The organism is Microcella humidisoli (assembly GCF_024362325.1).
GTDB classification, from domain to species: domain Bacteria; phylum Actinomycetota; class Actinomycetes; order Actinomycetales; family Microbacteriaceae; genus Microcella; species Microcella humidisoli.
This window is the reverse complement of record NZ_CP101497.1, coordinates 1,329,342-1,351,031: the sequence shown is the minus strand read 5'-3', so window position 1 is coordinate 1,351,031 and position 21,690 is coordinate 1,329,342. Positions and strand designations below refer to the sequence as shown.

At 72.2% G+C, this 21,690-nt stretch carries 14 protein-coding genes; 8 read left to right on the top strand and 6 right to left on the bottom strand.

Going from position 1 to position 21,690, the window contains the following annotated elements; all coding sequences use genetic code 11:
- Nucleotides 1-118 precede the first annotated feature (118 nt).
- The gene (locus tag NNL39_RS06450) at nucleotides 119-2,818 is read left to right on the top strand and encodes a helix-turn-helix transcriptional regulator (RefSeq protein ID WP_255158147.1); all 2,700 of its coding nucleotides are present in this window, start codon (nucleotides 119-121) and stop codon (nucleotides 2,816-2,818) included.
- On the opposite strand, the gene NNL39_RS06445 is transcribed toward NNL39_RS06450, so the two are convergent.
- Entirely contained in the window at nucleotides 2,785-3,153 is a 369-nt protein-coding gene (locus NNL39_RS06445) for a group I truncated hemoglobin (protein WP_255158146.1), read from the bottom strand. The genes NNL39_RS06450 and NNL39_RS06445 overlap by 34 nt on opposite strands.
- Before the next feature lie 146 nt (nucleotides 3,154-3,299).
- Here NNL39_RS06445 and NNL39_RS06440 point away from each other — a divergent pair, with 146 nt between their 5' ends.
- A complete protein-coding gene (locus NNL39_RS06440) occupies nucleotides 3,300-4,172 on the top strand; it encodes a spermidine synthase (RefSeq protein ID WP_255158145.1) in 873 nt (290 codons plus the stop codon).
- Here NNL39_RS06440 and NNL39_RS06435 read toward each other — a convergent pair.
- On the bottom strand, nucleotides 4,138-4,536 hold the full coding sequence (locus NNL39_RS06435) for a group I truncated hemoglobin (RefSeq protein ID WP_255158144.1): 399 nt from the start codon (nucleotides 4,534-4,536) through the stop codon (nucleotides 4,138-4,140). The genes NNL39_RS06440 and NNL39_RS06435 overlap by 35 nt on opposite strands.
- A 128-nt stretch (nucleotides 4,537-4,664) precedes the next feature.
- Between NNL39_RS06435 and NNL39_RS06430 the strand changes: the two genes are divergently transcribed.
- Together NNL39_RS06430 and NNL39_RS06425 are read left to right on the top strand one after the other, a co-directional pair.
- Complete coding sequence (locus NNL39_RS06430; RefSeq protein ID WP_255158143.1) at nucleotides 4,665-5,810, top strand: PQQ-dependent sugar dehydrogenase; 1,146 nt, start codon at nucleotides 4,665-4,667, stop codon at nucleotides 5,808-5,810.
- A 55-nt stretch (nucleotides 5,811-5,865) separates the two neighbouring features.
- Nucleotides 5,866-6,327 carry a SprT-like domain-containing protein gene (locus NNL39_RS06425; RefSeq protein WP_255158142.1) on the top strand — a complete coding sequence of 154 codons (462 nt, stop codon included), beginning with the start codon at nucleotides 5,866-5,868 and terminating at the stop codon, nucleotides 6,325-6,327.
- Nucleotides 6,328-6,412: 85 nt separating this feature from the next.
- On the opposite strand, the gene NNL39_RS06420 is transcribed toward NNL39_RS06425, so the two are convergent.
- Nucleotides 6,413-6,715, bottom strand: coding sequence for a DUF427 domain-containing protein (locus tag NNL39_RS06420; protein ID WP_255158141.1), 303 nt, complete (start codon nucleotides 6,713-6,715; stop codon nucleotides 6,413-6,415).
- A gap of 42 nt (nucleotides 6,716-6,757) precedes the next feature.
- Nucleotides 6,758-7,321 (bottom strand): hypothetical protein, encoded by a 564-nt coding sequence (locus NNL39_RS06415; RefSeq protein ID WP_255158140.1) that lies wholly within the window; start codon nucleotides 7,319-7,321, stop codon nucleotides 6,758-6,760.
- 35 nt (nucleotides 7,322-7,356) lie between these two features.
- Here NNL39_RS06415 and NNL39_RS06410 point away from each other — a divergent pair, with 35 nt between their 5' ends.
- The 3 genes from NNL39_RS06410 (at nucleotide 7,357) to NNL39_RS06400 (ending at nucleotide 10,448) form a co-directional block, all read left to right on the top strand.
- Nucleotides 7,357-7,902, top strand: a complete 546-nt coding sequence (locus NNL39_RS06410; protein WP_255158139.1) for a hypothetical protein — start codon at nucleotides 7,357-7,359, stop codon at nucleotides 7,900-7,902.
- Nucleotides 7,899-8,570 (top strand): DUF1684 domain-containing protein, encoded by a 672-nt coding sequence (locus NNL39_RS06405; protein WP_255158138.1) that lies wholly within the window; start codon nucleotides 7,899-7,901, stop codon nucleotides 8,568-8,570. Before NNL39_RS06410 ends, NNL39_RS06405 begins: the two co-directional genes overlap by 4 nt.
- A 264-nt stretch (nucleotides 8,571-8,834) precedes the next feature.
- Nucleotides 8,835-10,448 carry a DEAD/DEAH box helicase gene (locus NNL39_RS06400; protein ID WP_255158137.1) on the top strand — a complete coding sequence of 538 codons (1,614 nt, stop codon included), beginning with the start codon at nucleotides 8,835-8,837 and terminating at the stop codon, nucleotides 10,446-10,448.
- Between the two features lie 103 nt (nucleotides 10,449-10,551).
- Here the strand turns inward: NNL39_RS06400 and NNL39_RS06395 are convergent, their stop codons facing one another.
- Nucleotides 10,552-20,265, bottom strand: a complete 9,714-nt coding sequence (locus NNL39_RS06395; protein WP_255158136.1) for a DUF5979 domain-containing protein — start codon at nucleotides 20,263-20,265, stop codon at nucleotides 10,552-10,554.
- Nucleotides 20,266-20,442: 177 nt separating this feature from the next.
- Nucleotides 20,443-20,985: an NUDIX hydrolase family protein gene (locus tag NNL39_RS06390; protein ID WP_255158135.1), complete on the bottom strand. Its 543-nt coding sequence runs from the start codon at nucleotides 20,983-20,985 to the stop codon at nucleotides 20,443-20,445.
- Between the two features lie 54 nt (nucleotides 20,986-21,039).
- On the opposite strand from NNL39_RS06390, the gene NNL39_RS06385 reads away from it, so the two are divergent.
- On the top strand, nucleotides 21,040-21,675 hold the full coding sequence (locus tag NNL39_RS06385) for an alpha/beta hydrolase (protein WP_255158134.1): 636 nt from the start codon (nucleotides 21,040-21,042) through the stop codon (nucleotides 21,673-21,675).
- Nucleotides 21,676-21,690 lie beyond the last annotated feature (15 nt).

Genomic DNA, 21,690 nt, shown 5'->3' with positions numbered 1-21,690 from the left:
GCTCAACTCGCGGCGGACGATTACTCAGTCGGCACTCCCCCGTGGGCGAGGCGCTGAGTACACTTCGGATCAGCGCCGCTCCGGCGCCTCCGGTTGTCGTGAAGGACCGCATCCGCCGATGAGCTCTCCCCCGCCTGAGGCGCTCGCCGCGCGTGCCGACGGGCTGTGGCCGCTCGTCGGCCGGACGGCGCAGCTCGCCCAAGCGCGCGCGGCCCTCGAGTCGGGGCGCATCGCTCTTGTGGTGCTCTCGGGCGAGGCCGGCGTCGGGAAGACGCGCCTCGCGGGCGAGCTCACCGAGCGGCTCGAGCGCGACGGCTGGCGCGGCAACCGCATCGTGGCGAGCGCGAGCCTCTCGGCTGTGCCGCTCGCCGCGCTCATCCCCCTCATGGGGGCGACGCGGCAGGACATCGCGCGCATCGGCACCGACACCGCGACGCTCATGGCGTTCGCCGAGGAGCTCGCCGCGCAGCGCAGCGCCGAGGGCCCGCTGCTCGTCGTCGTCGACGACCTGCCGCAGCTCGACGCGCTCTCGGTCGCCGTGCTCGCTCAGCTCGCCCTCGGCGGCGCGATCACCCTGCTCGCCACGGCCCGCGACGGCGAACCGCTGCCCGAGCCGATGGTCGCGCTGTGGACCTCCGATCGCGCGCTGCGCATCCCGATCGCCCCGCTCTCGGTCGGCGACGTCGACCAGCTGCTGCCCGTCGTGCTCGGCAATACCGTCGCTCATCAGACGGTCGTCGCGTTGCACGGCGCCTCGGGCGGCAACCCGCTCTTCCTGCGCGAGCTCGTGGCGCACGCGCAGGCGACCTGCTCGCTCACCGAGCATCACGGGTCGTGGGTGCTGCAGGGCACGCCGGGGGGCTCGACTGCGCTCGGCGAACTGATCGCGAGCCGGCTGAGCGGGCTCGCCCCCGCACAGCTGGAGGTCATGCAGCGGCTCGCCGTGTGCCAGTCAGTGCCGCTCTCGCACGTCGTCGAGCCCGAGCTGCGCACGGCGCTCGGCGAACTCGAGCAGCAGCAGCTCGTGCAGCTTCGCTCGGAGGCGGGGCGGTTCATCGCCACGATCGCGCACCCGCAGTATGCCGCGGCGATGCAAGCGCGCGTGCCGACGCTGCGGCGCATCGACCAGCTGCTCGATCACGCGGCGCGTGCCGAGGCCTCGCCCGATCGCGAGCTCGACGCCGTGCGCATCGCGACCTGGCGTCTCGATGCAGGGGTGCCGGGCGACGCCGCATTCCTGGGCGACGCCGCGCGGCTCGCCCTGCTGACCGAGGACTTCGAGCTCGTCGCGCGGCTCGCGACAGCCGCCGAGCAGTCGGGCACGGTCGACACCGAACTGCTGCTGATCCATGCGGATGCCCTCACGAAGCTCGGCCGCGTCGACGATGCCCTGGCCGCGCTCGCGCGCGCCCGCGAACTCGACGACGCCGCGCCCGCCGACCAGCACCGCACGGCGCGCATCCTGACGATGACGACGACCGCCCTCATCACCGTGAGCGGCCGGTTCGACGAGGCGATCGCGCTGCTCGACGGCGCACCGGAGCGCCTGCCCGACGCCGCCCGCCGACTGCGGCAGGCCCGAGCGCGCATTCTGGTCGGCCTCGAGCGGCCGCGCGAGGCGCTCGCCGAGCTCGAACTCATCCCCGAGGGGTCGAGCGCTGCCGAGCAGGCCGAGCTCGACCTCAACAGCGCCGTGCCCTACGTGGCCCTCGGACGCACCGACGATGCCCTGCGCACGACCGAGCGCGCGCTCGCCGCGGCGCGCCTCCGCGACTCGTCGATCCCGCTTCGCGTCGCCTACCTCATGCGCGCCGTCACGCTCGCCCAAGCCTGCCGGCTCGACGAGGCCAAGGCATTCGCGACCGACGCGCTCGCCGAGGCGATCGAGCTCGATGACGAGCTGCGGGGCCGCCAGGCCGAGTTCACCCTGGCGGCCGTGCTGCTGGCGATGGGACGCCTCGAGACCTCGGCCCGCTGGCTGAAAGACGTCATCGCGGGAGCCCGCACGCGCGGGCCGGCCGGCTACGAGCCGCTCGGGCGGGGCGTGCTGGCGCGCGTGCGCGCGCAGCAGGGGCTCATCGACGAGGCTCGACAGGTGATCGCGAGGGTGCCCGAAGCGATGATCGAGGACGACTCGCTGCTACTGCTCGGCTGGGCCTGGGTCGAATCGGTCGGCGGCAATGCCGCGGCGGCGCGCGAACGGCTCGCGCGGCGCACACGGCAGCGCATCGAGTCGGGCGACCTCGACTTTGCGAGCATCCTGGCACTCGACCTCGCCCGGCTCGGCGACGCCCCCACGGCAGCGACGCTGCTCGAGGGCATGCTCGCCGAAGCGGACTCGCCCGTCGTGCGCCTGCGCGCCCGCACGGCGCGCGCGATGGCCGACGCCGACCTGGAGGGGCTCAACGCCGTGGGTGCGGAGTGGGAGCGGCACGGGTACCTGCTGCACGCCGCGGAGTCGCTCGCGCTCGCCGCCGACGCCGCGCGCCGTGACGGCCGCGCGCGCGAGGCCGCGCAGCTCGTCGGCCGCGCCCGAACGATCGCCGAGCGCACGGAGGGCGCATCCACCGCCCCTCTGCACTTCGGGACGGAGCTCGAACCGCTCACCGCGCGCGAACGCGAGATCGCCACGCTCGCGGCCCGCGGCATGGCGAGCAACGACATCGCCGCGCGGCTGTTCCTCTCACCCCGCACGGTCAACAACCATCTGCAGTCGGCCTACACGAAGCTGGGCGTGCGGCGGCGCGGCGAGCTGGCCGGGGCCCTCGGGCTCGGCGCGAGCGATCAGGCCGTCGCGGCCGCCGACTCGACGACCTGAGCGCGCAGCGGCTGCAGCCCCGCGATGACGTCGCTCACCTGGGCGTGCGCCAGCCCGACATCGAGCAGGGCGTAGGCGAGGTGCTCGGTGACAGCGTCGAAGGCATCGTCGGTGATGGCGAGCCCCGCGTGCGCCCCGCTCATCGAGCGGCCCGAGAACAGGTCGGGGCCACCGAGAGCGACCGTGAGGAAGGCGCGCTGGTGCGCCATGAGGCGGTCGATGTCGATGCCGTCGAACCAGGGCGCGAGCGACTCGTCGGCCGTGACGCGGTGGTAGAAGACCGAGACCGCGAGGCGGATCGCCGGGGCTCCCCCGATGTCGTCGTACAGGCTCATCGCGGCTCCTTCCGTGCGGTCGTCCTGCGTGCCGGCGCCTCCAGTCTGCCGCGCGGGACCGCCCCGGCGCAGGCCGCGCATTACTCATTTTCGGCGAGCATCGCTCACAGTGCTGGGGACCGGCGCGGTGTGGCACGCTGTCGGGCATGACCGCCCCCGCCGAACTGCGCCTGCCGAGCGGCCTGCGCGCCGTCATCGAGGCCGATCGCTGGTCCGACGGCAGCTACACGCTCATCGTCGACGGCACGCCCCAGTCGCACGTCGACCTCGACGACCCGAGTCGGCTGTTCTTCGAGTACGTGCAGCGCATCGGCCACGTCATCGACGAGTGGGGTGACCCCGGGCAGCCGATGACTGCCCTGCACCTGGGCGCGGGGGCCCTGACCCTGCCGCGCTACATCCACGCCACCCGCCCCGGTTCCCGCCAGCAGGTCATCGAGCTCGACGAGGCCCTCGTCGGCTTCGTGCGCGAGCAGCTGCCGCTTCCGGCGCGCTCCGGCATCCGGGTTCGCTACGGGGATGCCCGCGCGATGCTCGCCCGCCTGCCCGACGCCCTGCACGGGGCCGTCGACCTCGTCGTGGTCGACGTCTTCAGCGGCGCGCGCATCCCGGCCCATGTGACGAGCGTGGAGTTCTACCGCGAGGTCGCCGCGTTCCTCGCCCCCGGCGGCATCGTGGCCGTCAATGTGGCCGACGGCCCCGGTCTCGCCTTCGCACGCGGGCAAGCGGCGACGCTGCGGCTCGTGCTCGATGATGTGGCCGCGCTCGCCGAGACGAGCGTGCTCAAGGGCCGCCGGTTCGGCAACGTCGTGCTTATCGCGTCGGCGAGCGGGCTGCCGCTCGACTGGATGCCGCGGCTCATGGCCCGCGGGCCGCACCCCGCGGCCGTCGTCGCCGGGCGCGATCTCATCAACTGGATCGCCGGTGCCCCCGTGGTGAGCGATCAGACCGCCGTGCCGTCGCCCGCCCCGTCGACGAGTTTGTTCACGCGAGCCGGTCGGGATCGCCCGGCCGACTGATCGAGCCCGAGGCCCCCGCGACGACGACGGGGCGCAACCGGGACAGCAGGTCGCGCACATCGGCGACGACATCGGCACCCGCATCGATCGCGGCGAGCGCCTCGTCGGCGATCGTCGCGAAGCGGTCGAACTGCGCATCGTCGATGCCGAGGTGCCGGTGCGCCTCGCGCAACCCGCGCCCCGAGTAGAGCTCCGGCCCGCCGAGCACCGCCGAGAAGTAGTGCTCCCGGTGCCGCTGCAGCCCCTCGCCGTCGACGCCCGCGAAGAGCGGCCCGAGTTCGGCATCGTCGACGAGCCGCCGACCGAGCTCGTCGACGAAGCGGCGGATGCCCCGCTCGCCTCCCAGCGCCTCGAACAGCGACATCGACGACCTTTCCTCAGTTGCTCCGCCGACAGTAACACCCTCCGCCCAGCGCGCACATCGAGCACCCAGGAGCCGGAGCCATCCTGAGCGCGGGGCCCCTGGGGAGGAGGCCACCGGGAGGAGTCGTGATGCCCCGCAGGCTGCTGACCGCCGCGCTCGTCGTGGCGGCGCTCACCATGACGTCGTGCGCTGCGCCCGGACCGGCGCCCGAGCCGACGGGGCTGGCTCCGCTCGGCGCCGCGACCCCGTCGCCGACCCCCTCGAGCTCGATGCCCGCCGCGCCTCTCCCGGCCCTCGCCCCGACGGGCGAGCTCGGCGTGCTCGCCTCGGGCCTACGGGCCCCCTGGTCGATTGTGCCCCTCGCCACCGGCTCGGTGTTCCTGAGCGAGCGCGACACCGCGCGCATCGTCGAGCTCTCGCCCGAGGGCCGCATCTCCGTCGTCGGCACCGTGCCCGGTGTCGTGCCCGGCGGCGAGGGCGGCCTGCTCGGTCTCGCGGCGCTCGACGAGGGCACGCCGTACCTCTACGCGTACTACACGGCGGCGGCGGACAACCGCATCGTGCGTCTGCCGGTCACCGGCACACCCGGGCAGTACCGGCTCGGCGCCCCCGAGGTGCTGCTCGCGGGCATCCCGAAAGCGCGCACCCACAACGGCGGGCGCCTCGCCTTCGGCCCCGACGGGATGCTGTACGCCACGACCGGCGACGCGCAGCAGACCGCTCGCGCGCAAGACCCGGGGTCGCTCGCGGGCAAGATTCTGCGCATCGCGCCGGATGGCGGGGTGCCCGCCGACAACCCGACCCCCGGCTCGTACGTCTACTCGCTCGGGCACCGCAACCCGCAGGGCATCGCCTTCGACGCCGACGGCCAGCTGTGGGCCGCCGAGTTCGGGCAGAACACGTGGGACGAGCTCAACCGCATCGTGCCCGGCGCCAACTACGGCTGGCCCGTGGTCGAGGGCGCCGACGGCGCGGGCGGATTCCGCGACCCCGTGCAGCAGTGGGCCACGAGCGAGGCGAGCCCGAGCGGCATCGCGATCGTCGAGGGCACGCTCTTCATGACGGGGCTGCGCGGCCAGCGGCTGTGGAGCATCGACCTCGCGAACCCCGGCGGCAGCCGCCCGCACTTCGTCGAGCGGCTCGGCCGCATCCGCGATGCTGTCGCGACCCCCGACGGCCGGCTGCTCATCGTGACGAACAACACCGACGGGCGCGGTGACCCGGGCCCCGACGATGACCGGCTCATCGTCGTCGAACTCGCGCCGCGCGGCTGAGCCGCACCGCCGCGTCAGCGCCTCCGCGTCAGAGGTGCCGCCTACCATCGAGGCTGTGAGCGATCTCGAGCGGGTGCGGCACTGGGCGAACGCCCTGCTCGCGCTGCACCTCGACGCGAGCTGGAGCTTCGACTTCGACCGCGCGACGCGACGTGCGGGGCTCTGCGACTTCCGCCGCAAGCGCATCACCGTGTCGCGCCACCTCGCCGAACGCTTCGACGACGACGCCATCCACCAGACGCTGCTGCACGAGGTCGCCCACGCGCTCGCCGGCCCGGGAACGGGCCACGGGGCCGAGTGGCGTCGCATCGCGCGCGAGCTCGGCTACGTCGGCGGCGTCACGCACGACGGCCCGATCGCCGACGACCGCGCGCGCTGGCGCGGGTCGTGCCCGCGGGGGCACGAGTTCGTTCGGTTCCGCCGCCCCGGCCGCGAGGTCTCGTGCGGCCGCTGTTCGCGCGCGTTCAGCCGTGCCGCGCTCATCACGTGGCACGAGCGGGAGGTCGCGGCCGGCTGAGCCGACCGCGCGCCCGCCCGTGTTCGGGCCTACGACGAGACGCCTACTCGAAGACGCCTACTCCGAGACGCCTACTCCGAGACGCCTACTCGGAGACGCTGACCTCTTTCCAGAAGGCCACGTAGTTGCTGAAGTCTTTGCCGACGCGCTCGATGCCGCTCGGGTACGGGGTCGGGTAGCTCCACGCGCGGTCGGGCAGCGCCTGGCCGTCGACCGTCACCGTGAAGTACTGGCACTCGCCCTTCCAGGGGCAGGTGTAGGGCGTGGGGCTCGTGGTGAGGAAGCCCTCGACGATGCTCGACGGCGGGAAGTACCAGTTGCCCTCGATCTTGATGAGTTCGCTCTCGGGGGCTTCGGCGATGACGGTGCCGTTGACGTGAGCCTTCATGGGTCCTCCTGCGGTCGAGTGGTGCCGGTCATCGGCACAACCTCAGGCTGTCAGGTCGAATTCCCGCAGCACGACGAGTTCGGTCGATTCCCAGCGCGCCCGCGCTGCGCTCACGGCGTCCGGTCCCTCGCTCGCGGCGAGCATCCGCCCCCCGACCGAGGCGCTGAGCATGTGGGCGACGGCGCCGCGCAGGCCCTGGTAGCCCGCCGCGGCGACGGCCGCCTCGGGGCTCGTGGCGTCGATGCCGACCGCGCCGAGGGCGTCGACGACGGCACCGGTGAGTAGCAGGTCTTCGACGGGGATGCCCTCCGGCGCCTGCACGGGCGCCCCCGCCGCGACGACCGCGACCATCGTGCGCTCGCCGCGCGCGGCCTGCAGGTCGAGCAGCCGCTGCGCGATCGCGGATGCCGCCCCGCAGCGGGCGTCGATGACCTCGAGGTGTGGCGGCAGGGCATCCAGCGGCACGGGCTCCGTCGCGAGGCCATCGCACCAGACAAGCAGGTGGGCGCTTGCGCCGATGCGGCGCGCGCCGTCGAGCCCGACGTCGACGCGCACCTGGTAGCGCTCTTGCGCGGCGGGATCGGAGGAGTCGAGAGGGCCGGTCACAGGTCGATCGTATCGACGTGCCCCAGACTGGGCGCATGCGCGTGCGACTCGATCTGCTGCTCGACTGCCCGGCCGATGCGGCGTGGGAGGCCGTGCACTCCCCCGCGGTGTTCCGAGAGGTGTCGGGCCCGATCACGACGGCCGAGTCGCTCGAGCCCGGGGGATTCCCCGACCGGTGGCCGGGAGGCGAGCACCGCGTGCGGCTGCGCATGCTCGGCGTGCTGCCGATGGGCACGCAGGTCATCCGCCTGCGCGACGAGACGCGCCTCGACGGCACCCGCGTCGTGCACGACGAGGGTGGGCCGCTGAGCGGGGCGATGACCGTCGTCACCGGCTGGCACCACCAGATGGCGATCAGCCCGAACCCGATGAGCCCCGAGACGCGCACGCGGTTCCACGACACGCTCGACGTGCGCGCGGGGCTGCTCACGCCGTTCGCGTGGCTCGGGTTCGCGGTGTTCTGGCGGTTGCGCGGGCGGCAGATCCAGAAGCTCGCGCCCGGGTGGGCGGCGCAGTTCGGCGCGAGCCCGACGGGCGCGGCCGGCTCCGGCGAGTCGACCGCCGCGGGTGGCGCTGCGTGAGCGCCGCATCCACCGAGTCGACGAACGCCACCCCCGACCGCGCCGTGAGCGCTCTCGCCGTCGCCGACTGGCGGCGCCGCACCGCCGCGCTCTACGCCGAGCTGCGGGCCGCGACCGACCTCGTCGCCGCGCACGACCACTGGCGGCGCACGCGCGACGAGCTCTTCGCCCACCACCCCGCCTCGCCCCTGCTGCCCGCCGACCGCGAGGCGTTCACGGGACTGCGCGTGAAGCCCTACGACCCGGCGTGGCGCTTCGAGTGCGTGATTCAGGATGCGGAGCCGCAGCGGCTCGACGTCGAAACCGGCACCGACGGGGTCGTGCCGTTCGAGCGGCTCGGGCTCGTCGAGGTGCCCGGGGTCGGCTCGCTCGACGTCTGGCGGCTCGCGTCGTACGGAGGCGGGCTGTTCGTGCCCGTGCGCGACGCCCTCTCGCGCGTGCCCGGAGGCACCTACGGCGGCGGGCGCTACCTGCTCGACACCGTCAAGGGCGCCGACCTCGGCGGAGGCCGCGCGCCGTGGTCGATCGTGCTCGACCTCAACTTCGCCTACAACCCCTCGTGCGCCTACGACGAGGCGTGGGCGTGCCCGCTCGCGCCGGCGGGCAATGTCGTCGACGTGGAGATCCCGGTGGGCGAGCGGTACGGCGACGGCCGGCTCGTCCTCTGAGGCCGGTCGTCGGGGCGACCTGCTACGGTTGAGGCATAGGCAGAACTGTTCTCAGCTCTCCTGCGTCGTAGAACGCTTCCTCATCCCGCCCCTCGCGCACCGACTCGCGCATCCGGCGGTTCGATACTTTCTCACGGCGAACGATGTCGGCCGTTGCCGCCGTCGCCACTCGATTCCTGTTCGCACGCCCGCATGGCGTGAGCTGAGCATCCTGACCAATCGGCCGGGGATGCGGGGGATCACCCTGCTCGAAAGGCACGACCCATGACCACCCAGAACTCCACCTTCAGCGCCCTCGGCGTTCCGTACCCGCTCGTCGAGGTGCTGACCGCGCAGGGCAAGACCGAGGCCTTCCCGATCCAGGTCGACACCCTGCCCGACACCCTCGCCGGGCGCGACGTGCTCGGCCGCGGCAAGACCGGCTCGGGCAAGACCCTGGCCTTCTCGATTCCGATGATCGCGCGCCTCGGCACGCGCCTCGCCGGCGGATCGCGCCGCAAGGGCGCGCCGCTCGGCATGGTGCTCGCGCCCACCCGCGAGCTCGCCACGCAGATCAACGCCGTGCTCGAGCCGCTCGCCAAGGCCTACGGCCTCACCACGACCACGATCTTCGGCGGCGTCTCGCAGCACCGTCAGGTACAGGCGCTCAACGCGGGCGTCGACATCATCGTGGCGTGCCCCGGCCGCCTCGAAGACCTCATGCAGCAGCGCTTCGTGACGCTCGACGCCGTCGAGATCACCGTGCTCGACGAGGCCGACCACATGGCCGACCTGGGCTTCCTGCCCGGCGTCACGCGCATCATGAAGGCCACGCCGAACGACGGCCAGCGCCTGCTGTTCAGCGCGACCCTCGACAACGGGGTCGACAAGCTCGTCAAGCAGTTCCTGCACAACCCCGTGATGCACTCGGTCGACGAGGCCAACTCGCCCGTCGCTGACATGACGCACCACGTGTTCGAGCTCTCGGGCGCCGACGAGAAGAAGCGCATGATCACCGCGCTCGCCTCGGGCAGCGGCCGCCGCATCCTGTTCATGCGCACCAAGCACACGGCCAAGAAGCTCGCGAAGTCGCTCACCGAGCAGGGCATCCCCGCGGTCGACCTGCACGGCAACCTCTCGCAGCCGGCGCGCGACCGCAACCTCGCCGCATTCGGCGACGGCAGCGTGCGCGTGCTCGTGGCGACGGATGTCGCGGCGCGGGGCGTGCACGTCGACGACATCGAGCTCGTCATCCACGTCGACCCGCCCATGGAGCACAAGGCGTACCTGCACCGCTCGGGCCGCACGGCCCGTGCCGGCGCCGCGGGCGACGTCGTCACCCTCGTGCTGCCCGAGCAGCGTCGCGACACCGCCGACCTGCTGCGCAAGGCCGCGATTCGCGTGCAGCCCCAGCAGGTTACGACCGAGTCGGCCGCGGTCACGCGACTGATCGGCGAGGTCGCGCCCCGCGTGGCCGCGCACGAGCTGCCTGCTGTGCTGCAGCGCCAGCCCGAAGGCGGCGGACGCTCGCAGGGCGCCAACGCCCAGCGCAAGCGCGCGAACCGCGACGGTCAGGCCGGCGGCCAGTCGTCGCGCGGCGGACAGTCATCGCGCGGTGGACGCGGCGGTCAGGGTGGACAGGGCGGTCAGGGCGGCCAGCGCCGCTCCGGCGCGTCGACCACCGCAGCCGGCACCGCCGCTCCTGCTCGCGCAGCGGCTCCCGCCCGCACCGCCGCACCCCACACCGCCGCACCCCGCACCGACGCCCCCGCGGCCGCGCCCCGCGCGCGGCAGGGCTCGCGCCGGGCATCGTCGGCGGGCGGCGCGAGCGCCGGCGGCATCCGCGTGGGCCAGGTCGTGCGGTCGAACTCGACCGGCGGCCAGCGCCGCGGGCGCTGACCCGCGCCGCGTACACCGAGCACGGCTCACGGGCCCCGGCAGAGCATCCGCTCTGCCGGGGCCCGGCCGTTTCCGGCGCGCTGCCGCGCCGGTCGTCGGTGGTCTAGGCCGCCTCGGCCCGGCGGCGGGCGATCAGCAGCAGCATCGTGCCGACCACGAGCAGCGACGCGATCACCCAGAGCCAGAGCATGATCTCGACGCCGGTGTCGGCGAGCGAGAGCAGGAACACGTTCGAGAGCGTCGAGTCGTTCGCCCCGCCGCCAAGGGTCAGATCGCCGGCCTGCAGCGCGCCGCCCATCCAGACGAGCTGCGCGGTCGCGCCGCCACTGTCGACCTCTTCGATCGAGCACACCGAGGTGGCCGGCAGGTCGTCGAAGGTCACAGTCACACCGTGCGCGATCTCCGAGGTCACGCTCGTCGGCGCGTCAGGATCGGGCTCGCCCGGTGCCGTCGGCCACCCGCCGGGCAGCATCGGCACGAGCTCGCCGTCGCGCTCCCAGACGCACGAGGTCTCGATGAGGAAGGTCTTGTCGCGGCCCTCGGCGGCGAAGGGTCCGGTGACGGCCTTCGTGATCGAGAAGCTCGCGAGCAGGAAGGTGTTCTCGATGCCGACGACGTGCTCGTCATCAGCGACCACCACGAACTCGGCGTCGGTCCGCACCACGCTCGTGGCACCGCCCGAGCGCGTCTCGGTCACCGTGCAGTCCGCACCGGCCGGGATGTCGTCCCACCGGGCGCTCCAGCCGCCGGTGTCGGTGAGCTCACGCGCGGCACCGCCCGGAATGGCGAGCTCGGTCACGACCCCGTCGATCTCGAGCGTGCACGCGAGCGTCGCCTCGAACGGGCCCTGCACGTACACGCCCGCGCCGTCGCCCGCGAAGGTCTTGTCGACCCGCACGCTGCCGACGTCGAACGTGTTCGTGACGACGAATCCGACGGGCTCGTCCCCGACGATCACGCTCTCGAGATCAATCGCGCTCGACGTGGCACCGGCCGTGCGCGTCTCGACGACCCGGCACTCGGCGTCGTGCGGCAGTCCCGTCCACGATGCGGTGTAGAGCGTCTCCGAGCTGAGCTGGCGCGCGGCACCACCCGGCACCGTGATCGACTGCTCGACGCCGTCGATGTCGCGCGTGCACGACAGCTCGACCTCGAACGGCCCGGCTCCCCAGGTCTCGCGGCCCGCGCCGTCGCGCACCTTCGTCACCGAGACCTCGCCGAGGTCGAAGCGGTTGGTCACCGTCACCTCGTGCGTGGTCTCGTCGATCACGACGCTCGCCGTGAGGCCCGCGAAGGGCTCGCCCCCGTCGACGACGATCGAGGTCGCGGATGCGCCGCCAGTCTTCGACTCAGTGATCGTACAGAGCGCGCCGACCGCGAGGTCGCCGATCTCGATCGGGTCGTCGCCGCGCTCGACCGTGAACGAACCGGTGTAGACGGTGCGCTCGCCCGTCGCGTCATCGAGCTCGCACACGACGTCGAGCTGGAACGGAGCATCCGCCCACGCATCGGCGCCCACGCCCGTGACGGCCTTCGTCAGCGTCAGCGCGCCGACGGGGTAGCTGTTCGTGATCGCGACCGAGCTCGAGGTTCCGAGCACGACGTCGGCGGTGACACCATCGACCGCGACCGGGTCGCCTCCGTCGACGACGACGACCAGCGCCGTGCCGCCCGCATCCATCGTGTCGGTCTCGGTCACCGTGCAGAGCGCCCCGTTCGGCAGCCCCTCGATCGTCCAGGTGGCGCCGTCGGCAAGGCTCGACCGCATCGGCGTGTCGGCGTCGTAGCCGGTGCCGAAGACGGGCGATGCCTCGAAGAGGCAATCGACGGCCACCGGGAACGGACCGAACGCGATCGCGGAGCCGGTCTCGTCGACGGCCGCGCTCTCCACGGTCTTGGTGACCGCCAGGGAGGCGAGCTCGAACGTGTTCTCGACCTCGAGCGCGGGCTGCGCCTGGTCGTCGAGCAGCACGGTCTCATCGACGACGACCGTGAAGCTCGTGCCGGCCGCGACGTCGTCGGTGAGCTCGGTGCCGTCGGCGTCGAGCAGGCGGCTCGAGGTGGCACCAGCCGGGTCGGTCTCGGTGAGCGTGCACTCGGCGCCCGAGGGCAACAGCGTGTAGTTCGCCGTGCCGCCCGCGGTGAGCGAACGGGTCGCTCCGCCGGCGATGTCAACGGCGATGCCGTCGCGCTCGCAGGCGAGGCTCACCTCGAAGGGTCCGTCACCGAATCCCGCGCCCGCTCCGACGACCGACTTGGTCACCTCGAGGGCACCTGTCAGGTAGTAGTTCTCGAGCGTCACGCGGCCGGGCTCGGCCGCCGTGATCACGATGTCGGCACCGTCGATGACGTCGCCCTGATCGTTGACGATTTGGTGCGCATCGGCACCGGTGAGCTCGACATCGCGTTCGAACACGCTGCAGGTCGAGCCGTCGGCGAGGTTCTCGATCGTCGTCACGCCGTCGGCCGGCACGACCACATCGCCGTCGAACGAGACGATGCCGTCGGCGGTCTCGCAGTACAGCGCCGCCGTGAACGAGTCGGGAGCGAACTGGTCGACCCCGCCACCGATCACGTCCTTGCTGATCGTGAAGCTCGACACTCCGAAGCGGTTGGTGAACTGCGTCGAGTTGCGCGTGACGGGGCTCGTCGCGTCGGCCGCGAGGGAGGGGATGCTGACGGTCGTCCCGTCGACCGAGGTCGCGGTTCCGTTGACCGTGCGCAGCACCGAGGTGGAGTCGGCATTCTGGTCGTTCGTCTCGGTGACGGTGCAGGCGCCGCCCGCCGGCAGGCCGGTGAGGGTGCGCGTCTCGTCATGCCGCAGCGAGAAGGTCATCGGCGACGTGGAGAAGCCGTCGGCCAGCACCGTCTCGGACTGGAAGGTGCACGCGACCTCGTACTCGAAGGGATCGGCCGGGTAGACCGGCTGCCCCTGCGCGTCGACGGCCGACGTCTGCACCGTCTTGCCGACCGTGAGCGACGCGTGGTCGAAGCGGTTGGTCACCGTGCGCGTGACGGTCGAGCCGCCCACGATCGTCACGGGGTTCGGCGTCTGGATCGTCACGGCCGTGGCGCCCGCGGTGCCCGGCTCGCTGATGGTGCACGCCGACCCGGCGGGGATGTTCGAGATCGTGCGGGTCAGCGACGCCGGCGGGTTGCTGCCGTCGAGCGTGAAGGTGCCCCACCAGACCGAGTTGCTCGGCGCGCCCGAGGTGACGGGAGTCGCCGCCGCGGAGGTGCGCGTGCAGCTCACGCGGATCGTGAAGACGCCGTCACCGTATTCGGTGGCGCCCGCGCCCGTGATGGCCTTCGTCACCGTGAGAGCGCCCACCGCGATCGAGTTCGTGTAGTCCACCGCGTTGGTCGGCGCGCCGAGCTCGGTGTCGGGGGCGAGCACGATGCCCGAGGCCGTCGCGCCGCTCGTCGACGAGCCGGCCACACCGCCCACGGTGACGACCTTCGTCACGGTCGCGCTGCGGGCCTGGGTCTCGGTCACGGTGCAGACGGCTCCCGCGGGCAGGTCGGTGTACGTGCGCGAACCGCCGTTGTTGAGCGTGAAGGTCGAGGGCGTCATCGTGATCGCCACGGGCCCCGAGCCGTTGTCGTACGTGCAGGCGACGCTGAAGGAGAAGCTCGACTGCATGACAGGGTTGCCCGCCTCGTTGACGGCGCCGTTCATGTTCACGGTCTTCGTGATCGTGAGCGAGGCCTCGTCGTACGAGTTGGTGACGGTGCTCTGCTCGACCGCCGGGCGATCGTCGAACGCCGGCACGGGGTCGACCACGGTCGAGGGGCTCGAGCCGAGTGCTCGCGAGACGACCTGCTGCGGGCTCACGACGGTGTCGGTGGCGCCCGTCGTGCCGACCTCGCTGACGTCGCACACGGCGTAGAGCGGGATGCCGAGGATGCGCGTCGCCGCGGCGTCGCCCGTGAGGGTGAACGGCGAGCGGTTCGCGCCCGTGCTCGACAGCAGCTGGATGGGCTCGGGCTCGTGCTCGGTGCCGGCGCCGTCGATGTCGACCGTGCAGGCGAGCGCGATGCGGAAGGTGCTCGGGGCGAAGCGCTCCCCCGCTCCGTCGACGACCTTGGCGAGGTCGACGGCGCCGGTGGCGAGCGCCACGCCGACCTTGCGCGGCTCGGTGACGAAGCGGTACGGAAGGTCGTTGACCCCGTCGAAGCCGCGCGCTGCGCCGGCGATCGAGTTGTAGGCGATGGAGTCGCGGGCCAGGTTGGCGTCGGTCTCGCGCAGCACCGGCTCGAGCGCCGTACGGGTGCGGTACGCCACCGAGACCGACTCGCCGGGCGCGAGGCCGACCGGCGTGACGCCGCCGTTCTCGAAGTCGATGACGAACTTCATCGCCACGACGCTCTCGAGCAGCGCCGCCGAGGGGTCGGCGGGCATGACCTTCCACCCGTTCGTGGCGTTCTGGCGATCGAGCAGGCCGCCGGGGGCGCTGCTCGTGACGCACGGCCAGTAGGACTCGACCATGGGCGGCGAGCTCGTCGGCGACATGCCGAGATCGTTCTGGATGTCGGCGCCGTTGCACGCGGGCGTCGCCATGTCGAGGCGGTCGGTGTAGTAGACCGTCATGGCCTGGTCGGGGTACCCGACGAGGCGGGGCCGCTCGAGCAGGATGGGAGTCCAGCGCGAGCTGCGGGCGTCGTTGATGATGACGCCGCGGTCGTTCTCGCGCGGCAGCACGTCGATCGACGAGATCTGGTGCACGCGCACGTTGCCCGCGTTGAAGAAGTAGCCGACCCACTCCTCGGTGCCGCCCGGGCGCGTGATCGGCACGCACGGGTAGCGGTAGTAAAGCTCGCCATCGACGGCGAGAGTGGGCTCCTCGCACGTCGCGGGGTTGCTCGCGACGGTCTTGATGACGCCGAGGTCGTCGTACGGAGCACTCGTCTCGGGGTCGATGAGGGGCGTGCCGCCGACGTCGAGCGGACCGGCCTCGACGCCCTTGACGCCCTTGATGATCGTCATGGGAGCGCTCGGCAGCGCCCAGACGCGAGTCGACGCGGTGCACGACGGCACCTCGGTGATCATGGCCTGCAGCGCGCCATCGACCGCGGGGGTGCACTCGTCGAACTCCTGGTCGCTCGTGACCGTCGCGGTGTTGAGCACGAAGTTCTCGGTCGCGCTGCCGGCTTCGAAGAACTGCCGGAACTGCAGCGGCGCGCTGATCGTCATCGACCAGTCGTGCTCGAGCACGAATGCCGGGTCGATCGTGATGGTGAGGGGCTGACCCGAGGGCTCAGCCGTGCCGAGCACGGCCGTGAAGCTCGGCGCGGTGACGGGAGAGTTCGACTCGTCGAGCACCTCGATCTCGACGACATCCTGCGGATCGAACGTCAGACCGGTCTCGGGGTCGAGGCCGAGCACGAGCTGCGGGCCCGAGCCGTCGACGGGGATGAGGTCGACGACCTCGAGCCCGGTGAGCTGCTTGTCGAGCCCGGTGCCGCGGTTCGTGACCTCGATCTCGTAGGGCACGGGAGCACCGAGCGTGAGCGGGCCGTACGGCGTCTTGACGATCTGCACCTTGGCGGGGCGGTGCCGAACGAGCAGCTGCTTGGTGTCGTCATCCGTGGCATCCCAGAGCGGAGCATCCACCCCGTTATCGGCCCACGCAGTGACGGTGAGGTCGTTCGTGACCACACCGACCTCGGTCTCGCCCGGAGCAGCCTGAGTGTAGATGTACAGCGTCGACGGCACCGGCTCGCCCTCGGGCGCGACGAGGACGTCGCGCCGCGTGGCCGTGAAGCGCAGCGTCTGGCTGGGGTTGAAGGGGCGCTCCCACGCCGCGCCGTCGGCGCGCGTGTACTGGGCACGCAGACCCCGGATGTCGGAGACCGTCACACCCGGGGGCAGCGTCGGGAGCGCGAGCAAGCTCGCGAGCGTGCCCTCGACCCAGCACGCGTCGAGATCGGTGCTGCCCTCGCACTCGACCGCTATGTCTCCGGTGCCGCCGTCGATCACGTAGTCGACGCCCACGAGCACGTCGACCTTCACCCGGTTGATGGGGGTCGAGAACGAGTGCGAGCCGAAGGAGGTGAAGTTGAAGGCGTTCCAGAAGGTGGGGCTGATGTCTTCGAACAGCATGTCGGTCGAGCGCACGGTGCCCGAGGGCTGGCCCGTCAGCGTGACGGTCGCCACCCGCGAGTTGCCGACGATCTGCTCCGCGGGAGTGCCCGGCGTCGCGGTCGTATCGGCAACGATGCCCTTCGTGGCGGTGACCCCGTAGGTGAAGTCGACCACCGAGACCGAGGCGTCGTCGCGCGCCGTGAGCGTGATGAGGGTCTCGCCCTCCGCCGGGACCGTGACGCCACCCGGGTCGACGATGCGCGCCTCAGCCGTGTTGTCGACGACGGGGCTGCTCGTCGAATCGACGGTCGTCGCGGGAGCGCTGCGCAGGGTGGGGCGCAGCTGCGTGTCGACGATGACGCGCGTGCTCGCCTGCACATCGATGCGCCCGGTGTGCACGACCTCGAACCCGATGACGTCGGCGAGCTGCGCCGTCGTCAGGGCGAGCGCCGCGGCGATCGTGTGGGTGGTGACCGTCGGGCCTTCGCGCGTGAGGCGCACCTCGCTCGCCGTCGCACCCGACGGCACCGTGATCGACACGATGTCGAAGAGGTTCACCGCGTCGAAGGGGTCGGTGCCGGCGACGGGGTCGACGATCGCGAGCTCGTCGACGCGCGCGACCGACTCGTTGGTCGCCTGCACGGTCATGCGCGCGCGGGGGTAGAGCGATTGCGGTGTTCCGGGCGGCGGGGTGCCGAGCGGGCCGTCGACCCAGGTCTTCGTGATCTCGACCGTCAGGGGCGTGTCGAGGATGAGGATGTCGTCGGCGGCCGTGCGCGACAGCAGCACCGCATCCGTCGCATCGCGCCCCTGCATGAGGGCGGTGTTGCGTACCTGGCCGACCTGGCCCGGGATGTTGTACTCGGCCAGGCGCGTGGCCCCGAGCACGGCGGTCGCGGGGTCGGAGCGCCGCACATCGCGCACCTCGAAAACGAGGCGCAGGTCGCGGCTGAGGCTCATGGACGGGGAGACGCCGGTGCCCACGGGGGGCGCTGCCGGGTTCGTGCCGATGCGTGCGGCACGCGTGGGGCTCTCTTCCACGACGAGACGCACGCCGGTGGCGTTCGCGCTCTCGCTCGCCGACAGGGTGTAGCCGGGGAAGGTGCCGTCGCAGGCGCTGCCCGCGCAGGGGTTGCCGCTCGCCGCCGTCCAGCCCGTCCCCGGCAGGTAGAGCTCGACAGCGACGATGCGGTCGTAGGTCAGCAGCGGGTCCATCGCCGGGGTGATCGCCGGGATGCGCACGAGATCGAAGGCCTCGAAGACGGTGCTGGCGACGGGCGTCGTCGCGGGGTCGCTCGCCGAGTCACTGATCACGACCGAGTCGAACGCCGCGCCGCCGGTGCCCCAGCTGATCTCGACGGTCGCCTCGTCGGCCGAGCGCGCGTTGACGGCCTCGGTGCCCGTGCTCGCGACCGGCAGCCAGCTCTTACTGATGGCCGTGACGTTGCCCGAGCCGTCGCCGCCCTCCGTGGCGGTCGGCAGCAGTGTGATCGATTCGGTGGTGTCGGCCGTCGCCTCCGCGGGGTCGGCGGTCGGGTTCGCGACGCGGCTCTGCGCCGCGTTGTCGATGACGACGGCGTCGAGGCGCGTCGACGACGCCGCCTCGCCCGTGCCGTCGCGCAGCTCGTCGCGCAAGCTCACCGAGAGGTTCGGCTGAGCGCTGAAGCCCGGGTTCAGCAGGGTGCCGAGGGTGTCGTAGTCGGCGTGCCGGTAAGTGAACCGCACACCCTGGATTGACTCGCGCAGGGCGGGGTCGATGGTCGTGGAGAGGAACGACGGCCCGGCAACATCGGTCGCTCCGGGCAGCGGCAGCCAGTCGGTGCCGTCGAAGTACTCGACCGAGAGCACGGTGCTGCCGGGCACGGCCGTGGCCACGATGGCCCGCAGGTCGAACCAGTTCCAGAACTCATCGGTGCCCGCGTCGAGCGGGTCGGTGATCACGAGCGAGGTCGAGCCGACGGTCGAGGCCGTCGGGTCGACAGCCGAGGTCGGCAGCGGGGTCACGCGCGCCGGAATCGAGATGAGCGTGGTCGCCCCGGCGATCGCGTACAGCTCGTCGGGCAGAGCGGTCTTGCTGATCGACGTGTTGACGCGCGAGGTACGACGAGTGAGGTCGTCGCTGGCCTCGGTCGAGGCCGCCTCGTCGGCGAGCGTGACGACGTCGACGCGCACGGTGTTGGTCTCGGTCGCGTCGCTCACCACCGCGTCGGTGATCGCGAGGAAGGGCAGCACGGCGTACTGCCCCGGCGCGATGCCCTGCGGCAGGGTGCTGAGGAACCGCACGCGGATGTCGGTCACGAGCGCGGCATCCACGGGGTCAGGAAGCGAGTCGGCCGTCGTCGTGACGATGGCGGCCGTGAACTCGGTGTCGCCCGCGTAGCGGTAGCTCACCTCGGCGCTCGTCGCGCCCACGGGCCACTCGATGTCGGCCTGCACCCAGCCGTCGAAGGTGAGGCCCTGGTCGGCGAGCGAGGTCGAGCCCGGAGCCGGTTCGGTGAGCGTCAGCTCGCGCAGGCCGAAGTCGCCGCCGTTCGAGCCGCCGAGGGTCGCGAGAACCTGCTGCCCGCCGATGATCGAGCTCACGTCGAACTGCTTGGTGGCGATGGGGCGGATGCTCGGCGGGCCGATGACGATCGAGTCGGTCGCCGGCACGGGTGTCGTCGACTCGCTGTCAGCGACGACCCACGACGAGGCCGTGTTGACGATCGTGGTGGGCTCGGTGACCAGGGCAGCGCTCGCGCTGAGCTCGGCGTCGAGCGTGATCGCGGCCGTCGCGCCCACCGCGATGCGGCCGCCCGTGGAGCTCGTGAAGACGAGGCGCAGCGCGCGGATGTCGGCCGCGTCGACGCCGCTCGGCAGGGTCGCGGTTGCGGCCGCCGTGCCGGTGGTCCACACCGTGCCGTCGAACCAGTCGACGCGCACGCGGTCGGCACCGCTCGGCATCGTGAGCGCGCTGAAGCCCGTGGGCTGCAGCAGCGACAGCACGGTCGAGGCCGGGTCGGACGGCTCTTGGATGATGAGGGCGTCGACCGAGCCGTTGCTCGAGTTGGTCGCCCCGAGCGCGATCGCGACGGGCGTGCCCGCGACGGCGGTGGCGGAATCGGGCGTCACCGTCTTGGTGACCTGGGAGGCGAGGGTGCGCTCCACCTCGAGCCGCACCTCGGCGCTCGACTCCACGGCGCTCGGGCGCGGCGGGTCGAGCGTGAGGTCTTCGCGGTTGGCGACGCTCACGGTGGCCGTATTGGGCAGCACCGCGCCGTCCCAGTCGGCCGAGAGGTCGGAGGGCACCGTCGCGGTCGCATTGATCTGGATGCCCGTGCCGGCCTGCAGGCCGACGAGGCCGCCGCCCAGCTCGTCGACGACCCGCACGCTGAAGGTGTTGCCCGTGATGTCGACGTCGATCGGCGGGATGGACTGCGCGGTCGTGACGGTCTGCAGCTCGAGCGGCTCGGGCACGACGTCGTCGAGGGTCAGGTCGAGGCAGTCGGTCTCGAGGGAGGAGCAGTTGATCGTGAACTGGTAGGTCACGGTGCCGCCCGGCGCGACGGCGGCGTCGGCGGCCGCGGGGATCGCGTCCTTCTCGAACTGGACGAGGACGGGCTCGTCGGGGTCGCCCTCCGCTGCGGTCGCCGGCTGGAACGCCATGAAGGGGGCGAACAGGGTCACGAGAGCGACCACGGCGACACTCGGCATGATGGAGCGCGAGCGGCGGTGTGCAGTGATGAAGGCCATGGTGCGAGTTCCCCCCGGGTTGCCACCCAGCCGGGATTACGGGGGTACCCCCGTTCGGGTGACATGAAAAACGTTCGCTCTAGTACGAACGGGTTTCACAGTACCCGCTGGGACCCCTGCGGTGTCGTACCCCGGCAGGGGGTCATTTGTGTCCCAGTTCGGGGGGTAGCTCGCCGCTCAGGGCAGCACGCCGACCGAGGCGAGTCCCGCGCGCAGCAGGGCACCGCGTCCGCCCTCGAGCTCGTCGGCCACCCGCTGCGATGCCGCCTCGTCGGGGGTCATCCAGGTCAGCTCGAGCGCGTCCTGCCGCGGCTCGCACGTTCCCGTCACCGGCACCACGTAGGCGAGCGCGACGGCGTGCTGTCGATCGTCGCTGAACCGCGTCGGGCTCGGGAACGGGAAGTACTCGGCCACCGAGAACGGTGTCGGCGAGGCCGGCAGCTGCGGGAACGCCATGGGCCCGAGGTCTTTCTCGAGGTGCCGGAAGAGCGCCTCGCGCAGCGTCTCGCCGTGCATGACTCGACCGCTCACGAGCGTGCGGGTGATGCTTCCGGCCGGGTTGACGCGCAACAGCACGCCGACCTCGGTGACCGTGCCCATGCCGTCGACGCGCACGGGGATCGCCTCGACGTAGACGAGCGGCAGCCGTTGACGGATCTGCTCGAGCTCCTCGTCGGAGAGCCAGCCCGGATTCGGATCGGGAGTGCGCACGGTGGCCATGCTCCATTGTGTCCCGTGCGGCCACCGCACGGGGGCACCTGACACGATGGATGCATGAGCGCGATGCAGCTGATCGACGAATCCGCCATCATCTGGTCGGCCGCCGAACCCGACCGGGCGGGCCGGCCGCTGCTCGTGCTGCTGCACGGCTACGGCTCGACCGAGGGCGACCTGTTCGGGCTCGCGCCGCACCTGCCCCTGCAGCCCGTCATCGCCTCGCTGCGCGCGCCCCTGCGCGCGGGCCCCGGGTACGCCTGGTACGAGCTCGACGGGGCGACCAACGAGAGCCGCCTCCAGGGTGCCGACGCCGCGGCGCGCGGCCTGCTGCACTGGCTCGACGGCGTGCCGGCGACCTCGGTGGGGCTGCTCGGGTTCTCGCAGGGCGGGGCGATGAGCATCCACCTGATGCGGCACGCTCCCGAGCGCTTCGCGTTCGCGGTCTCGCTCGCCGGGTTCGTGGTGCCCGGCGAGGCGCCCGCGGATGACCGGCTCGCGGCCCTGGCTCCCCCGGTCTTCTGGGGGCGCGGCACGCACGACACCGTCATTCCCGACTCGTTCGTGACGGCAACGCAGCGCTGGCTGCCGCATCACGCAACGCTGACCGAACGCATCTACGAGGGCCTCGGCCACTCGGTGAGCGAGGCCGAGCTCGCCGACGTGCTCACCTTTGTGCGGGCCCAGTACGCCTGACCGCGCGCTGTCAGG

What these genes read in the sequence shown, in the direction of transcription:
- NNL39_RS06395 (WP_255158136.1), bottom strand. Translation starts at nt 20,265, where the DNA reads ATGGCCTTCATCACTGCACACCGCCGCTCGCGCTCCATCATGCCGAGT.
- NNL39_RS06385 (WP_255158134.1), top strand. Translation starts at nt 21,040, where the DNA reads ATGAGCGCGATGCAGCTGATCGACGAATCCGCCATCATCTGGTCGGCC.
- NNL39_RS06440 (WP_255158145.1), top strand. Translation starts at nt 3,300, where the DNA reads ATGACCGCCCCCGCCGAACTGCGCCTGCCGAGCGGCCTGCGCGCCGTC.
- NNL39_RS06445 (WP_255158146.1), bottom strand. Translation starts at nt 3,153, where the DNA reads ATGAGCCTGTACGACGACATCGGGGGAGCCCCGGCGATCCGCCTCGCG.
- NNL39_RS06420 (WP_255158141.1), bottom strand. Translation starts at nt 6,715, where the DNA reads ATGAAGGCTCACGTCAACGGCACCGTCATCGCCGAAGCCCCCGAGAGC.
- NNL39_RS06435 (WP_255158144.1), bottom strand. Translation starts at nt 4,536, where the DNA reads ATGTCGCTGTTCGAGGCGCTGGGAGGCGAGCGGGGCATCCGCCGCTTC.
- NNL39_RS06450 (WP_255158147.1), top strand. Translation starts at nt 119, where the DNA reads ATGAGCTCTCCCCCGCCTGAGGCGCTCGCCGCGCGTGCCGACGGGCTG.
- NNL39_RS06430 (WP_255158143.1), top strand. Translation starts at nt 4,665, where the DNA reads ATGCCCCGCAGGCTGCTGACCGCCGCGCTCGTCGTGGCGGCGCTCACC.
- NNL39_RS06390 (WP_255158135.1), bottom strand. Translation starts at nt 20,985, where the DNA reads ATGGCCACCGTGCGCACTCCCGATCCGAATCCGGGCTGGCTCTCCGAC.
- NNL39_RS06410 (WP_255158139.1), top strand. Translation starts at nt 7,357, where the DNA reads ATGCGCGTGCGACTCGATCTGCTGCTCGACTGCCCGGCCGATGCGGCG.
- NNL39_RS06400 (WP_255158137.1), top strand. Translation starts at nt 8,835, where the DNA reads ATGACCACCCAGAACTCCACCTTCAGCGCCCTCGGCGTTCCGTACCCG.